The 16,022-nt window shown below is 37.9% G+C and carries 14 protein-coding genes; 7 read left to right on the top strand and 7 right to left on the bottom strand.

The genetic code is table 11. From position 1 onward, the window contains the following. Positions 1-359: 359 nt before the first annotated feature. The 4 genes from mprF to AOB57_RS13930 all read right to left on the bottom strand — a co-directional run bounded on the left by mprF (position 360) and on the right by AOB57_RS13930 (position 6,045). On the bottom strand, positions 360-2,996 hold the full coding sequence (gene mprF / locus AOB57_RS13945) for a bifunctional lysylphosphatidylglycerol flippase/synthetase MprF (protein ID WP_054298215.1): 2,637 nt from the start codon (positions 2,994-2,996) through the stop codon (positions 360-362). Positions 2,997-3,396: 400 nt separating this feature from the next. Then, positions 3,397-4,314 (bottom strand): cytochrome c biogenesis CcdA family protein, encoded by a 918-nt coding sequence (locus tag AOB57_RS13940; RefSeq protein WP_226999537.1) that lies wholly within the window; start codon positions 4,312-4,314, stop codon positions 3,397-3,399. 399 nt (positions 4,315-4,713) lie between these two features. Beyond that, positions 4,714-5,301 (bottom strand): protease inhibitor I42 family protein, encoded by a 588-nt coding sequence (locus tag AOB57_RS13935; RefSeq protein ID WP_054298214.1) that lies wholly within the window; start codon positions 5,299-5,301, stop codon positions 4,714-4,716. Between the two features lie 384 nt (positions 5,302-5,685). Continuing rightward, positions 5,686-6,045, bottom strand: a complete 360-nt coding sequence (locus AOB57_RS13930) for a hypothetical protein (protein WP_054298213.1) — start codon at positions 6,043-6,045, stop codon at positions 5,686-5,688. A 1,111-nt stretch (positions 6,046-7,156) separates the two neighbouring features. Here AOB57_RS13930 and AOB57_RS13925 point away from each other — a divergent pair. The 5 genes from AOB57_RS13925 (at position 7,157) to AOB57_RS13905 (ending at position 10,407) form a co-directional block, all read left to right on the top strand. Next, a complete protein-coding gene (locus tag AOB57_RS13925) occupies positions 7,157-7,675 on the top strand; it encodes a hypothetical protein (RefSeq protein WP_054298212.1) in 519 nt (172 codons plus the stop codon). Positions 7,676-7,868: 193 nt separating this feature from the next. Next, the gene (locus AOB57_RS13920; RefSeq protein WP_048166573.1) at positions 7,869-8,171 is read left to right on the top strand and encodes a hypothetical protein; all 303 of its coding nucleotides are present in this window, start codon (positions 7,869-7,871) and stop codon (positions 8,169-8,171) included. Positions 8,172-8,297: 126 nt separating this feature from the next. Further along, positions 8,298-8,798: a hypothetical protein gene (locus AOB57_RS13915; protein WP_048166572.1), complete on the top strand. Its 501-nt coding sequence runs from the start codon at positions 8,298-8,300 to the stop codon at positions 8,796-8,798. A gap of 101 nt (positions 8,799-8,899) precedes the next feature. Further along, entirely contained in the window at positions 8,900-9,058 is a 159-nt protein-coding gene (locus tag AOB57_RS13910; RefSeq protein ID WP_167829642.1) for a hypothetical protein, read from the top strand. A 299-nt stretch (positions 9,059-9,357) separates the two neighbouring features. After that, positions 9,358-10,407, top strand: a complete 1,050-nt coding sequence (locus tag AOB57_RS13905) for a radical SAM/SPASM domain-containing protein (protein ID WP_054298211.1) — start codon at positions 9,358-9,360, stop codon at positions 10,405-10,407. 39 nt (positions 10,408-10,446) lie between these two features. Here AOB57_RS13905 and AOB57_RS13900 read toward each other — a convergent pair whose 3' ends face one another. Further along, positions 10,447-12,258, bottom strand: a complete 1,812-nt coding sequence (locus AOB57_RS13900) for an ABC transporter ATP-binding protein (protein ID WP_054298210.1) — start codon at positions 12,256-12,258, stop codon at positions 10,447-10,449. Positions 12,259-12,836: 578 nt separating this feature from the next. On the opposite strand from AOB57_RS13900, the gene AOB57_RS13895 reads away from it, so the two are divergent. Then, entirely contained in the window at positions 12,837-13,142 is a 306-nt protein-coding gene (locus tag AOB57_RS13895) for a hypothetical protein (protein ID WP_054298209.1), read from the top strand. 319 nt (positions 13,143-13,461) lie between these two features. On the opposite strand, the gene AOB57_RS13890 is transcribed toward AOB57_RS13895, so the two are convergent. Continuing rightward, entirely contained in the window at positions 13,462-14,931 is a 1,470-nt protein-coding gene (locus AOB57_RS13890) for an MATE family efflux transporter (protein WP_054298208.1), read from the bottom strand. After that, complete coding sequence (locus tag AOB57_RS13885) at positions 14,925-15,164, bottom strand: hypothetical protein (RefSeq protein ID WP_054298207.1); 240 nt, start codon at positions 15,162-15,164, stop codon at positions 14,925-14,927. Before AOB57_RS13885 ends, AOB57_RS13890 begins: the two co-directional genes overlap by 7 nt. 464 nt (positions 15,165-15,628) lie before the next feature. Here AOB57_RS13885 and AOB57_RS13880 point away from each other — a divergent pair, with 464 nt between their 5' ends. Continuing rightward, positions 15,629-16,021 carry a DUF3656 domain-containing protein gene (locus AOB57_RS13880; RefSeq protein ID WP_054298206.1) on the top strand — a complete coding sequence of 131 codons (393 nt, stop codon included), beginning with the start codon at positions 15,629-15,631 and terminating at the stop codon, positions 16,019-16,021. Position 16,022 lies beyond the last annotated feature (1 nt).

The following is a 16,022-nucleotide window of genomic DNA, read 5'->3' as shown; positions in this document are numbered from 1 at the left end:
TGCCAACCTTTGAGATGAAACTGGTTTACTAGGACTTCCATAACTATTTTTAATTTCATAGTTTCCACTATTTGCGTCTAAATTGACCTCCATTTGAGGATATTTGAAGCAACGAGTATATCCGGGTGTCAGGAATATGGTATGCAAAAAGCCCCCTACCCTACTTCCCCCTTATCATGGAATGCATGACACACGGCATTCGAATAGAATCCACTTGATATCTAATAAACAGACTTCAAAGCTCAAAATTTCTTTGAATCTCGCACTTTGAGTGAGCAATATAATTTTTGGTCACTCACTAATCCTGAAATACAGCCGGCAGACAGTTAAAAAATCCCTGCTGGCAAAAGATTAAGGTATCATTCAGGCACTTTTTCCGGAGTTTGATGCCCTCTATGGCTTATTGCTCGCTTATTTTCCTTTGTGAAAATCCCTTTTACTCCTCCTGAGATCAGGGCTGCTATATCTTTTAAAACCAGGCCCTGTTTGAATCCTTTCGGGAGTGCGATATATCTCGGGCTCCAGACAGGATTGAATTTCTCTTTAAACTCCCTTACTCCCCTATAGTTATAAAAGTGTTCTCCGTGGGAAAAAATTAAAGACCCTATTTTATGCCAGATAGGAGCAAATTGTCGATTCTCAAGCCCTGAGAGAGGAGCCATCCCGAGAGAAAAGTGTTTGTACCCCATTTCTTTTCCCCAGAGCATTAGCTTGATAAAAAGGTATTCCATTGTTCTGTACGGGGCATTGGGACCGTAGCGCATGAGGTCGACACTGATTTCTTCCTTTTCTGCTCCAGTCCATATGTTTGCAAAAGCAACTATCTCGGAGTCGTTTCTCACAAGGGCAATCGGGAAGTTGCTCAGATATTTTTCGTCAAAAAACCCAATTGAAAATCGCTTTTCTTTTCCTGCTTTCATTTGCAGCCAGGCATCTGAGATACGTCGGAGTTCGGGCATAAGGCGGAGAACCTCTTCTCCGGAGACAATTTCAAACCTGTATCCCTTTTTTTCCACATTTCGCACAGTATAGCGGAAATCTTTTCCTGCACTTCCTTCCAGGGTAAAGGTCTCAATGGGAACTTTTGCTTCCTCCCCGATTTTTATCAGGGTCATGCCGAGGTCAAGATACACAGGAATATACTTTTCACTTACCTCATAAAAAGCAGCCCTGCCCTGGTTCAGTCTACTCATCTCATAAAAGTCCCAGATCAGCTCTTTTGCCCGTTTGCTGGTTCCTACAATGTCTCCCATTGCAACCCAGGTCTTTCCGTAAATTCCATACATTAAAAATGCCTGCTTTTCATCGTCGAAAAGCAAGTATTTGTCTCCAGTAAGCGCCAGGTTTCCAGCAGTTTCCTTGCTCTGGTTAATAATTGTTTTTGCAAGTTTCATTTCTTCTTCCCCTGGCATATGAATATCCCTGGAAAAGGGGCTCAGCATTTTAGCTATCCCTAAAACCAGCAGCAGGAAGAAAGTTCCAACTGTTGCCCTTAAAAAGCTGGATGCCTGGGAATTAATTCCAAACTGCCACCAGAGCTCGTTTGAGTATTCCACATTCCGGTATGAGAAAAGTCCAAGCCAGACAAAGCTTACAAGCACCAGGATTATAGCAATTATGTTCTTGCTGCTAAATGACTGGTGCATAAGTGAGGACTTTCTGTAAAAGTATTTCCTGCAGGGGAGCAAAAAGAAAAACAGGGTAAAAAGAACAGACGCTTCATGATAATCAAAGTCTTTCAGGAGGGCAAAAATTCCGCCCATCAAAAGCACAGCAAGTGAGAGAATATAAGCTCCGTCAATTCTTTTCCAGAGACCGTTTGCCAGGAGAAGGAGCAATACACCCATAATGCTTCCGAAAAACCTGGAAAATTCTATCAGGGGAAAGGGAACTATGTAAGTGAGGTCATGCAGGTATCTGGGATTTGAAGGCAGAGCTCCGGAAAAGAGGAGAGAAACACCTCCAAGAAAGACAAGAATAGAAAAAATCTGAGGTACTACCTGTGACAGGCTGGAATAGGTAGCTTTTCCGATTTTTTTCAGGAATTCTTCTCTCTCTTCATATTCATACAATATAAGAGCTAGGAATCCAAACAGGAAAGGTACGAAGTAATAAATTGCCCTGAAGAGAAGAAGCGGTCTTATTATATCAACCGTGCCGAAATATGGTTCTAGCATAAACAGCATCAGAGTCTCAAAAACTCCGAGCCCTCCAGGGACAGTGCTTATCAGACCTATGATTTGAGCCAGTGCAAAAAATACAAGTACGTGAAGCATGGTAAGGTGTGGGCTTGAGGGCAAAAGGAAATAGATAATGCTTCCAGAAAGCAGATAATCTACTGAGGATAAAACAAGCTGGAAAAAAGCTATTTTTGGTTCGGGAACCCTTATCTGGTACTCCCCTATTCTGAAATTCCACTTCCTGAACGAGAAAAAGAAATAAACAGCAACGGACAGCAGAAGTAAAATTCCAATTAAGTTTAAAGAGACAGGATTCCTGAGTATATAATCCGGCAGATTCACAGGGTAGAATGTGAAGAGCAAGCCTCCGACAAAACAGAAGCCGAGCCAGAAGGTGAGAATACAGAAAACTATGATCTCACATATCTCGCGCAAACCCAGTCCATTTCTTGAATAAAATCTGTATCGCAAAGAACTTCCTGTCAGGATATTAAAGCCAATACTATAACTTATGGACATGCTGATAAATGAAGCCCGAGCTGTCTGTTTATAAGGCATAGGGTGGTTGATATGACGGACTGCCAGATAATCGTAGCCTGTTAAGGCAAGGTAACTCAAAAAAGTTAAAAAAAAGGCAAGCTCTATATGGCTCAGTGGAGTGATGGTAATATTTTTGATGATATACATTGAGTGTAAGTGACGCACCTGTCTATCCAGAGTCCACAAAGCCAGGGAAAATATAACCGCTGGCAAAAGAAAGCTCACAAGCTTTTCTATTTTAAGGGCTTTTTCCCGCATACTGCCGTTTTGTTTCATCAGAATCCGATATCCTCTTTTCTTATAGGATTAAAGTTTCAGGATTAAGATTTCTAATGTTGAACCTACTCTCTTAAAGTAAATATATTTTTCGTAAGTTATATGATACATCTGTTTGTTAAGAATAATGGCAACTTAATTAAGAATTTGTAAACCCGATCGTATTCATAGCATTTACTCTTATCTTTTCTTCTTCTGAGTAAAACGTTTTAAAATTCTAATAAAATTAAATTAAAAAAGGCATTCTTGAGACAGGTTTCTGAAGAATCATGAAACGAAGGAATTGATCAAGATAAGCTGCTTCTAATTGATCAAGATAAGCTGCTTCTTTTCCTGCAGGTAAATCCTAATATGTTATTGTAAAAGTAGAGTAAATTCATGAGTGTTTTTTAAAAATTAGTTAAAAAATCATCCATAGACCAATTAATACAAGTGCAATTCCACTAACTTTTTTTATGTACATCCTGTATGAACGAATTTGTTTAGATAGAGTATAGCCTCCTAACAAGCCAACTCCTATAAAAGGGGTCAATACTCCAGCGCTGAAAGCAAATAACATGGTCAGGTTGCTAACTGTTCCATTTGTTATGGTTTTGCTGATCAGTACAAGAAGCATCGGAGCAGTACAGGGAACTTTTACAAAAGAGAATAGTACTCCAAGGAAGAAAACTCCACTCAAAGTACCTACATATTTCCTAGCCGAGTTTTGAAAATAATTATCCATAACAACAGGTGAATTAAAAATCCCCAATAGGTTTAATCCAATGAGAATTATGATTATTCCTGCAACATAAGAAAAGCCTTCCAAACTGGGAATTGACTTTCTGAAAGAGAGCAAACACAGACCCAGAACTATGTAAGAAGTCACCAGTCCTAATCCAAATACTGTTGCACGCATCATGCTATTTTTTGTGCTATTGCTTGTTCCTGCAGTAAAGCTTAATAGAAACCCCAGTATGGCCATCAGACAGGGTGAAAAACCTGCAAAAAGACCGAGCGAATAAGCAACTGGTAAATTCAGATTCGTATTTATATATTCACTATCCCGTTTGTTTTCAGTTGCGTTCTCTGTCGTATGTTCAGTTTCTTCTCTACTTTTTGCAAGATACCCGTCGATTGTGGTTCTCAGTTTTTCTTCAGTAATTTCTCCATCGCCGAAAAGCTTTGTTTCATTGTTTATCACGATAGCTGGAATTCCTTCAAATCCATATTTATTCCACTGATATAAACCATCGGGGGTGCTGGTGTTTATATCAATTATAACAACATCATCATTTTCGTATTGAGCTTTAATTTTATCAACAATAGGGTCGGTCATCTCGCAATAATGGCAGCCTTTTTGATGAAAATATTGTACTATAACTGGATTTGGGTCTGCAGAGACGACAGGAACAAGGAGAATTGACAGGTATATAAAAAATAGTACGATTATTATGTTAGAGCCTCTTTTCATGAAAACCCCATATTTCTCTTATAAACTCAGGTAATAGATATAAATCTCTGGAAAAAGAAGCGAAAGAATTTCTTAATATTTCCATCTAATATATGGTTACTAGCCTTTTCGAAGTAGATCGATAATTAGCGTGCGCAGTCAGATTCCGATGATCAGGAAGGACAATCTGGATTTATAATAATTTTAATTTCCTCGTAAAATCGTAACTGCTGCCTTTATATCTTTATAACATATATCTGTCCTCGGTACACAATCCTATGTGCATTAAACTACATTTAATACAAACTCAGAAGTGAGTTTTAGGCTTTCCTCTCCAGATTTGTAGTATTCCGCTTTTATTGTTTGTTTTCCTTTTTGAGCTGCAAGAAACTTTAATTCCCTTTCTCCATCAGAGTTCGTGTCAGATAGAAGTTTGAGCCCATCTGAATGAGTCACTTTCCAATTATAGCCCGTAGACGTATCTTCTTTTAGAGAAACAGTATAACTTTCTCCCTGTTTTACAGTGACCTCACTTGTGGATTTTGAGACCATAGAAACGTCTCCACCGCTGCTTATTATAGCCTGACTTGCAGCTTTTGAAGCCACAGAAACATCTCCATCCTGTGTTGGTGTCCTAGAAACGTCTCCATCGCTTATTATAGCTTGATTTGCAGCTTTTGAAGGCACAGAGACATCTTCATCCTGTGTTGAGGCCATAGAAATGTCTTCATCGCTTATTGTAGCTTGACTTGTAGCTTTTGAAGCCGCAGAAGCATCTCCATTCTGTGATGTGGTTTCACTATTAAGCGAGATTGCAGCGACTGGAATACAGATCAAAACCAGTATAAGTATTAAACTTTTTTTCCAGTTCATTCTTTTCAGCTCTTTTACTGATTTTTTGATACGTACTGCATAACAGAAGAACTGCCAGTAAGCTAAGAAGACTATCCAACAGTTACTTAATAATATGAAATTATTGCTTTTTTAATTATAGATTTTAATTTTTGACCAAAAGTTGTTTCGTTCCATCTTCGCTGAATATTTCGTAGGATGACTTTTCTTTATGGATATTGAGATCGCCTTAACGGTGGGATTACTTTAATTTCTGAACAATTTTCGGCAACGATAAATATCTATAAAAAGAAACAAGATCATCAGTGTTTTTATCTTCGGGGCAAATGACCTGTTATTACAGTTTTTTAAACTCTCAAAAAAAGGAATTAGTATTTTTCAATACTAATTCCTATGCAGATTTAATTAGTACTTCTTCTTGTTAGCAGTAAATACGGAGAATGCTTTGCTTTCTGATTCGGCTTCGGCTTCAGCCTTGTATCCATCTGCTTGTGCTATGCCGTAAGCAAAGGTACCGGTTTCAAGCTGACCAGCGCCAGTTTCTGCATATGCTTGTGGGCAGTCACCTTCTGCTTCTGCTTCTGCTTCAGAATCGCTAGCGCCAACGATAAGTTTGATTGGTGTAGACTTTGCTAGACCATTATCAACATTCTTTATCTTTGTATCAAAACAATTTTCACCTGGCTTACAGCCCCCAGCTGAGGCTGTTGATACAAACGCTGTGAGGAGACACAGTGCAATTAATATTCCAATTAGTTTTCTCATTTATTCACCTCTTCCTAAACCTAAGTTAAACATATATATCATCACAAACAAATCTAGAGGTACCTTTGTAGCACTAATTAGTGGGATCTAATGATAGTGGTAGCTATCAAACACTAATTAGTGGGATCCATTGATAGTGGTAGCTATCAAACACTAATTATTACCCACTAATTAATTACTAATTAGTGGGATCCATTGATAGTGGTAGCTATCAAACACTAATTATTACCCACTAATTAATTACCCCGTAGTTCTGCTGTGATGATTAAACTATACCCATACAAATTTACAATACTGTAATATCTAACTATACCCCGTACTAGTTTACAGTACTTATACCCCGTACTAGTTTACAGTACTTGTGACTTAATATTGTATAAAATGTCCCTCACAACCATAGGCTGAGACGTATGCAAAATGTGCTCAGCATACTCTGAGCTAGCATCCCCTTCCACCATAGTTGTGCTGGAATAAGTCACAATACTTAGGATTCGACTAAAATATATAAATTTATCCTTTTTATATATCTCTTTGAATATAAAAGAAACATTAAAATTAATATAGCCTAAAACGATAAATATCAATATAATAGGACTATTATAATATAAAGGGTTTCATAATTGATATTATAAAAGGTATAAAAATAATCATAGATTTATATAATTGAGCTGAAAAATCAATGTTATTTGACCTTCAACTGTCCAAGATTTAGATTTAAATCAAAATGTAAAATGTTATGTTTTTGTACTTTAAGTTCACATCATCGACCACCTTCTATACTCTTTTAACAAAAAAATATAAAATGTTTTTTTCCCTGGCAGTCTTCTGAATGACCGTAAGGGAAGAGAAAAATCAAGTTTCAAACTGTATAGTTTTTTAATATATGAATATCTTTTTATATAAAAAAAATGCCACTATGAACAGAGCCATTTTTTTATTACTAGGGATTTTGATCATTACAGCAGATCAATATGAAAAATGCAAATCTTGGTATTTTCATGTGGCTCTGGATAGATGGTAGGGCTAGTGGGCTTATTAGCGTTGCTTCGGAGTATAAACAATAAGCTGTATTCTCTGGGAGTGTAGTTCACTTTTAAATGGAGGGGTAAAAGTGAATATATTTACAAGTTTGACTTTTAAAAGTATTACTTTTCTGTTGATATGCGCAGCACTAATGATAACTTCTATTAATAGTGCTTCAGCTTTGTCTTCAGCTGATCAGTCTCAAACAGGTGAAGTGATCGTTAATGATGGCAAGATTAGCTATAATGTTGATCAGCAACAATCTGCTGAGATATTATCTGGAGATGGAATAATAACTCAAGCCCAGCAGGGTAGTGAAGAAGTATTCGTTAACCCTCAAAGTGGGGTGGAAATCACAACTGTAAGAGCGAGCGAAATCCAAAGCGTTGATGTCCCATCTACGGATGACAGTAATAATAAAAATTCAATTGCGGAACCAAACTCAAATTTAGTTAAGACAATTAATACAGACGATAGTGGGGAAATTAAGTTAAGCCAAAGTCAAGCGTCGGATGGGGATATCTACCAGGAGCAAAGAGCCTTCTTAAAAATCATATCTACACCAAAGGATAAAGTGATAGGCATAATGCACATGCAACAAAAATAAATGATGTAATGTGAACTATAAATGATGTAATGTGAACTGCCCTTTCGGCTGGCTTGATAGCTTCGGAAAGAAGAATTTCATGGATTAGTGGGGAAAATAATGATAATTTTGACGACTCCATAAGCATTGGTCGTCTATTAATACATGACAAAAATTTGTCAAATATTTAAAGTAAACATAGGAGTGTGGCGAAATGAGAAAATTAATAGCAGTGGGTTTGGTGCTGTGTATTCTTCTCACAGTGCTGGTATCAGGAGCAAGTGCAGCCCCTAAGAAAGATAAGGTTATCCGTGGTACTGTAAGCGTATCCAATTATGTATACGCAACTGCAAGTTCTGTAGATAAGCCCTCATCTGCGAGTGCAGTTGCGTATACACAGGCGGAAATACTTAAGAATGGAATGGCTGCTTTAGGTGTTACGCAGGCTTCTGCATCTGGTAATTCCGCATATGTATATTCCGATCAAACTCTTAGTGGACACTTTACTTCTAAGTGAAGCTGAATTATAATGCTATACTATTCAGGAGTGTATTTTTGTTTTTTTAAACACAAGGGGGGATAAGAAATATTAGATAAATCAGTCTTTAATAAAATATTTTCGCTGTTCATATGTGTATTATTAATGGTGACATGTATCGGTACTGCTGTAGCTGGATCTTCAGCGGATCAAGTTCAAGCAGCCTCATTAAACGTTACTCGCGATGGAGTTAATTATATTTCTGGTCAGGTTCAGATTGCCCAAACGGATAACGGAGAGATAAATCAAGCCAGTAAAAATAATTTAAAAGTTGTTTATGATAAAGATGGTAATATAAAAAAAGTAGTTGCAAGGTTGGATGAAGAACAACAGGTTGATTCGTGGTCGAATAACGGCGATAATGAAATAGACACTAGCTCTGAACAAGGTTTTGGCATATCAAAGATAGAAAATGGTGTGAATGTTGACCTTTACCAACTACAGCATGCTGCACAAACATCGGATGGAACAATTAATCAAAAACAGTCTGCTGTAGTAAAAGTTAAACTAAAGGAAAATAAGGAAGTAGTCTCGGTAAAATTGAAGCAAAAACAAGAGGTAAAATCGGAGCAAAAACAAGTGATAAAATATCAAAAACAAGTATGATAAAATTGTACCTTTATGATTTTAAGGTTTTTAAATTATAGAAAAACTATTAATTAATTACATTTTGAAAGAATAAAAAAATTAGATGGAGTGGTGAAGAGATGACAGACGGAACAATTGATGAAATGAACATTGCTTGGTGTCAATTTGACAGAAACAGACGAAAGAAAAAACCATGTCCTGTGCTGAAATACGGGGTAGTACCAGTACCACCTATAGTGCCCATGTACGGGGTGATCGTAGTCGAGGATACCAAGTGAAGTAATTGAAATATGAAGAAAGAAATAAGATTATAGAAAGTTTAGTTCATATTTCTTTAAGAGATCTTTAAAGGACTTACACAGCTTAACCGAAAAATCAATAAAAAACTCATAACTGGTTAAATGGTATATTTTTAATTGCAGAATACATTGTACTTGATTTTACACTTCAACTGTGTAAGTCATACTATATTTAAAATTTGACCTCTAAATTAATGCATTCCTCCCTAAATTAATGTAGCATCCTGATGTTCAAATCTATCTTTTGCCAGATTCTCATTTTATACGGAGTAATACAAATGAATCAAATTGAATACATACCTCAATTCTGTGTATGGGAACTTACGCTAAAATGTAATATGAATTGCAAACACTGCGGCTCTATGGCAGGAAAAGCCAGAGGAAGAGAACTCACAGTTGATGAATGTCTTAACGTCGCCGAACAGCTAATAGAACTTGGATGCGAACAGGTAACTTTCATTGGAGGAGAAGTTTTTCTGTACAAGGGATGGGAAAAAATAGCCAGAAAATTATCTGAAAATGGTCTTCATGTTAATATTATTACCAATGGCTTTTTACTTGGAGATGAACAAATTGCCCAGATCAAATACGCCAAATTAACTAATGTGGGAATTTCTCTCGATGGAATGGAAAGCAATCATAATAATATGAGAAATGTAAACACATCATTCGAAAAAGTGATGGAAGCTTTTGATATCTTCAAAAGAGAAAAAATACCTGTGGCTGTTGTAACCAGTCTGGTTGATAGTAATTTTGAGGATTTATGGCCAATGTATGAGTTACTTGTGGAGAAGGGCATAAAGGCCTGGCAGATACAGATAGTTAATCCAATGGGAAATATGGCTGATAAAAGGAATCTTATCCTGGACCCAGCTAAGGTGCCGCTGATTACCAAGTTTATTAGAGAAAAGCGTGAAGAAAAGAAGATCGCGATCTATGCAGGAGATGACATCGGATACTTTGATGAAAATGAACCATATTTGAGGGGTCCGCCAGGGACAGTTTGTGAATGGTCAGGATGCCAGGCGGGCTTGCGAGTAGTGGGAATAGATAGTATAGGCAATGTAAAAGGTTGTGAATCCCTGTACTCAGATGAGTTTATTGAAGGCAATTTGCGTGAAGAATCCTTATCCGAAATCTGGTTTAAAGAAGGCAATTTTGCTTACAACAGAAATTTTGATGTTAGTATGCTGACAGGCAGTTGTAAAGATTGTGATAAAGGAGCCATTTGCCGAGGTGGATGCAGGGGAAGTTGTTATTTTACAACTAATTCTAAATTTGAAAACCTTTACTGCTGCTATCCTGAAAAAAAGCAAAATGTAACATGACTAAACATAAATTAGAACTTAATCTTAGATCTTTTTTCTTTAGTTATAATGTTTTGATTGAATCCTAAAAAGTTGTGCATACTCACCATCAAGAGCCATCAATTCATCATGAGTACCACTTTCCAGGATCCTTCCCTCTTTCATGAAATATATGGAATCCGCCATTTTCACTGTTGAGAGTCTGTGACTTATTATTATAGCAGTTCGACCTGCAGCAATCTGCTGAAATTTTTTGAAAACTTCGTCTTCAGCCTTCGGATCTAATGAGCTTGTAGGCTCGTCTAGAACTATTATCTGGGAGTCCCGGAAAAAAGCCCTGGCAAGAGCAATTTTCTGCCATTCCCCAATACTCAATTCTGTGCCATCCTCAAGCCACTTTCCCAGGATTGTCTCGTAACTATTATCAAGCTGTTCAATAATACGATCTGCTCCTGAACACTCCGCTGCTTGCAGGATATTCTTTTCATCAACAGGCTTATTTATATCACCAAACCAAATATTTTCTCTAGCAGTTAAATTGTAGTGTATATAATCCTGAAAGACGACACTAATTTCTTTTCGTAAATCGAGTATTTTGAAATCGCGGAGGTCGATTCCGTCAATCAGTATCCTTCCTTCAGTCGGATCATAGAATCTGCAGAGAAGTTTTATCAATGTAGTTTTTCCCGATCCATTGTTTCCAACAAGAGCTATGGTCTTTCCAGCACTTATGTGCAGGTTGATGTCTTTCAGGACTTTGGTTTTTTGGTTAGGATAGCTAAATCCAACATTTTCGAAGGAGATTCCATCTTTAATCTTCTCAGGTACTGGTATTGTATTTGATGATTTTTTCAAAGCAGGCTTTAGATCTAAAAATTTATAAAGTGTTGTCATAAAGAGGTTGTCCTCATAAAGATCTGCAAAACCGTTTAGGAAATTAGAAAGAAATGAATAGCCCTGTTGCAAAGCTCCAAAGTACATTACTAAGTCACCAAGAGTTATATTTCCCTGAAAAGCTCTCATAGCGATAAATATGAAACTTACAAAAACAGTTACAATACTAACAGTTTGGGCAGCCAGATCTGCTACAGATTGTTTAGCTGTTATGGTTAATCGTTCCCTTCGAAGCTTCTTACGTAGGTTATGGTACCTTTTCGTGAACAAAGGCCCAAGATTAAACAGTTTGATTTCCTTTGCACTACTATTACTGGTAAGCAGCCAGTGAAAATACCATACTTTTCGTTCCTTTGCCGTACAAGAACATTGCCATTCATAAACTTTGTTTGAGTATATCAAACGAACAAAGGCTACTGGTATGGCTGCAATTGTTAGAGATGCAGCTACAATCCAGCTAAAAGAAGTAATCAATCCGAATATAATTACTAAGGATATACCATTTTGGCATACCTGGAAAATGCTGTTAACTATTCTTGTTGGTCTGAAAGGAGCATCATTTTGAGCTCTATAGAGTGTATCGTAATACTTAGGATTCTCATAATATTCTAGGTCAGCTTCAATTGATTTGTCATGAAGTAGATCAAGGATATTGTCTGAAACCAAAGCTGCCTGTGCTTCACTAACTATATTTAAAACTGCACTGTTTAAGACAGTTAAAAATGACGCCGCAGCTGCTAGGAAGATAAGGAACATGATATGTCCAAAGGCAGCCTCTTTATTGGATGAGGAGATACCAGTCGTTATAGAATCCACTATCAATTTCATAAGATAAAGAGAAGCCAGTGGCAGAGCACCTTGCAACACTACTAAAAAGGCACTTATTAGCGTCCATCCAGGTGCACTTTGCCAGACAAGCGAAAGTGCACGTTTAAAGTTGAGAATATCAATTCTTTTTTCTCTTGCAGATCCCGTCATAGACTATATATCCTCATCATCGAGTGGAAAGCTCTTCCACTTTCAATTCAATGCACTTTTTTCTGTGATTGATTTAGAAATTGCATCTCAAATGTACTGCTCACTTTATAAAGATGTAGTTCATATGCGCTTATAACCAGTTTTTGTTGTCTGAACATTGTCATAAATTTGTCTTTTGTTTTTGTCCCTTTATCTATCATGGATTAAAGGTTGACACTTTTTCCTTACTTTTGCTACTAACTCTGCTGCATTGCTATGCAAAGGAATCTCTGGCAAAGATAATATTGGAGCCCATTTGACTCCAAAAATAGCTCCTATAAACTTTCAAAAAGTGTTAATACATAACGTCAGCTTCTTACTTTATTAAAGGTTTGTGTAAGTATAGATTATCTTGATTTTATAGGACCTATTAACCTAATGAACAGTATAAGGGAAAACTTGACTTCAACAAAACTCCTAATTATATTACTTTTCGAAAGTTTGTATCTAGACTTCCTTTGAATAACTTTCCGAATATTCTAGAATTAAAGTTTCAGCATTGGCTATACAGGCGGGGTTATTGATGGCTGGGTTTTTTAATGACCATGTATGGACAGAAGACACTCCTTGAATATGCAAAAAGCTTGGGACTGAAAACGTTTTTTAATGACCATGTATGGACAGAAGAGAATCCTGACCTTATCCATGCGGTTAAGGACAGCGTTTACACGGCATCGGTTCAGAGGCAAATCTTAAGGGATGGCTTTAATTCTCCTGATCCGATTGCCTCTCAAATCACTGCAAATTTCAATCCGGATTCGGTCTCGTTTACCGGTCAAACCGTTACCTGGGACTCGAATTATCTAGCATCAGGAGCGCACAAAGGCTCTCTTGTGCCTTCCTAAATTATTAGGAATAAAAAATATTTACGGAACAGGTATGGGTTTTTAGCACTTTCCGCGCAATATAAGCTTCAAGGAATTGGTTTCCGCTGATGGCACTTTACAGCAGTCGTTAACTCCGTAAGCGAGTAAGTTATATTGCTGGACTCAACAAGTTGTAACCACTCACATTCAAAACTAGAATTCTAGTGAAAGTGGAGATAACAGCAGCATGAACTGGCTCTCCTTATAAACTTTGCTTTTACAGCAAGAATGAAGAGGCATTTTTGCCTCTTTTTAACTTTTTTAAAATTATAAAAAAGGAATTTCCTTGAGAAGCATCTCACGAGATGTCTTTCTTTTCAGCAGGTCTGAATTTAACAAACCTGGAATTCTCCTCTACTTCGGTTTTTCCGATCTGTCTGATTACTGGTAACGCCTGATTTTTACCAGCTGGATGTTTATTTTCTACTGCATTGTGCTTGAGAAACTTAAATTCCTTCGAAAGCATGACCAGAGCTACTATCATCATGAGGTACTCTGTGACCGGAGAGGCCAACCAGACCCCATCAAGACCGAAGAAGATCGGCAGGATGAAGAGTAGAGGAAGCAGGAAAACAAAAATTTTTCCCAGATAGATGAGAAGTGCCTCTCTGACCCTGTTTATTGACTGGTAGTAGATGGCAGTGAAGAGCACAGTACCTTCAACGAGCAAAGAGAACATGAAGATCTCCATTCCTCGCAGCGTAACTTCCAGAAGTTCGGTGTCGTCCTGGCTGAAAATCTGAATAACTCTCTCTGGAAAGAGGTAGATCAGTGCAAACCCGAGAGCTCCCACGAGAATACATGAGAGAATTGTAAGTTTCAGGGTCTTTGAGACTCTCTCATAGTAACCAGCACCGTAATTGAAGCCTATAATCGGCTGCACTCCCAGGGCTATTCCTTCGAAAAGCATATAGAAAATTGAGAAAACATATCCTATAATGCCGTAAGCTGAGACCGCAAGTTCGGAACCGTACCTGAGCAGCATATAATTATGTGCAAAAAGCACAAAAGCAATTGATATCTGCATTACGAAGGACGGAATTCCGGCTCTGAGGATCTGGAGCAGAGTTTCCAGTTTCAATCTCATGGCTTTAAGCCTGAGTTTGAGTTTTGCCTGACTGCTAAACAGATAATGTATTAGCAGTAATGCCGGGAGGGCAAAGGAGATTATTGTTGCAAAAGCGGCACCTGACATTCCCATGCCCATACGTATAATAAAAAGGTAGTCAAGCACGAGATTTACAATTACTCCTGCAATCATGATATTCATACAGAGTTTGGGTTTCCCGTCGTTTCTTACCAGCGGGTCAAGGGCAATTGCCAGAATCATGAAAACCGAACCCGTAAAAATAATCCTCAGGTACTCGCGGGCAAAATCCAGGGCAGGACCGCTGGTCCCAAGTAGGCTGATTGAAGTTTTACAGAAAACCAGCCCCACTATTGTAAAGATAGCTCCTGTAAGAAGGCACAGGGAAAAAGCATTATGTACTGTATTCAGTGCTCCGCTGAGATTTTCTTTCCCAAGTTGCAACGCCGTTAGACTGGATGAGCCGATCCCGATAAATACTCCAATTGCGATTATAGCCATATAAGCCGGATATGCAAGGGTGACTGCTGCAAGCCCCTGGCTTCCGATAGCATTCCCTATAAAGAAACCGTCAATTATTCCCTGAATTCCGGCAATGATGACTCCTACAACAGTAGGGAATGCAAATTTCAAGAAGAGATTCACAATATTCCCGGATCTCATTTCTTCATCACTTACCATTCCCTATCCTCCATAAATTGCAAAGTCGTTTTTCCTGATACCGAGTTTTCAAATGTCGGAATTATTTTTTCCATTGTCAGGTGAGAGAACCTGTTTAAAGAGGGACTGGCAGCATAGAGGTAAGCGATATTATGCCTGTGTAAAACTTGGTATTTTCTTCTTATAACTTTGTATATTCTTGAGGGATCAAGGTAATGGGACTCAATCCTCTCAAGCAGCTTAAATGGAGTCATATCTCATCCTGGATGAAGCTTCAGAAAATATGCATATTCAAGTATAGCTGCCCTGTTGCAGAATTAATTAGTCTGTCTACCCCGGACTGGCACCTGCATATAATCTATGGGTCATTCATACTGCATCCCTGCAGTACTTATTCGTTTTACGAAGCTTCATCCGTTTACTGGAGCGTAAAAGAAGATTCAAACGAAATCAGGAATCCTGTGGAGCTATACTACAAAGCAGGTAAAATCCATGTTCAGATAGTTATCTGGTCACAACCAATTTTATTTACTAAGAATTATTCATTTGTATATATAAATTTTCACTTTTTTCGTTTTAGCGGGTTATTTAATCTGAGATCCCAAAAGGCGTTTGTGAAATGTGATTTATAATATCAGCGGGTTTGAGACTCCATGGCTAAAACAGTTACTCAGGGTAAAACAGCTCTCCCAGTTCTCCTCCTGAAATCCTGGCTCCTGTGGGAAATAAAGAAGCCCTGTTTGCCACAATTCGAGGAAGAGCTGACGCTGTCTACCTAGGAGTAGGGAAATTCAATGCCCACCAGGGTGCAAAGAATTTTAATCTCAAAGACCTTGACGCAGCCGTAAAAGAAAGTCTTGGGGTTACTCCTTTTGAAGCTGCCTTTATTGAGATCGAAGCCGATGAGAATATTTTCGTCCTGATTGGTGTGCTGAAGAATGCACGACGAAAAGTCGCAGATCTTTTGCTTGAGAAAATTCTCAGTGCACAGAAGAAAAAGCAAAAGCACCCGAACCTGGAAGATTTGAATTACCTGTGCAGTTCTGAGAATGACGGGAGTTCTATCCGCGAAAATCTCATGTGCGATTTTAATGGGATTGATATGCGATAAA

Source organism: Methanosarcina flavescens, assembly GCF_001304615.2.
Classification (GTDB): Archaea; Halobacteriota; Methanosarcinia; order Methanosarcinales; family Methanosarcinaceae; genus Methanosarcina; species Methanosarcina flavescens.
This window is presented reverse-complemented; position numbering and strand designations above follow the sequence as displayed.

Coding starts and splice junctions, on each gene's coding strand:
- AOB57_RS13920 (WP_048166573.1), top strand. CDS start 7,869: ATGAGAAAATTAATAGCAGTGGGTTTGGTGCTGTGTATTCTTCTCACA.
- AOB57_RS13910 (WP_167829642.1), top strand. CDS start 8,900: ATGACAGACGGAACAATTGATGAAATGAACATTGCTTGGTGTCAATTT.
- AOB57_RS13935 (WP_054298214.1), bottom strand. CDS start 5,301: ATGAACTGGAAAAAAAGTTTAATACTTATACTGGTTTTGATCTGTATT.
- AOB57_RS13905 (WP_054298211.1), top strand. CDS start 9,358: ATGAATCAAATTGAATACATACCTCAATTCTGTGTATGGGAACTTACG.
- AOB57_RS13895 (WP_054298209.1), top strand. CDS start 12,837: ATGACCATGTATGGACAGAAGACACTCCTTGAATATGCAAAAAGCTTG.
- AOB57_RS13940 (WP_226999537.1), bottom strand. CDS start 4,314: ATGACCGACCCTATTGTTGATAAAATTAAAGCTCAATACGAAAATGAT.
- mprF (WP_054298215.1), bottom strand. CDS start 2,996: ATGAAACAAAACGGCAGTATGCGGGAAAAAGCCCTTAAAATAGAAAAG.
- AOB57_RS13885 (WP_054298207.1), bottom strand. CDS start 15,164: ATGACTCCATTTAAGCTGCTTGAGAGGATTGAGTCCCATTACCTTGAT.
- AOB57_RS13900 (WP_054298210.1), bottom strand. CDS start 12,258: ATGACGGGATCTGCAAGAGAAAAAAGAATTGATATTCTCAACTTTAAA.
- AOB57_RS13915 (WP_048166572.1), top strand. CDS start 8,298: ATGGTGACATGTATCGGTACTGCTGTAGCTGGATCTTCAGCGGATCAA.
- AOB57_RS13930 (WP_054298213.1), bottom strand. CDS start 6,045: ATGAGAAAACTAATTGGAATATTAATTGCACTGTGTCTCCTCACAGCG.
- AOB57_RS13890 (WP_054298208.1), bottom strand. CDS start 14,931: ATGGTAAGTGATGAAGAAATGAGATCCGGGAATATTGTGAATCTCTTC.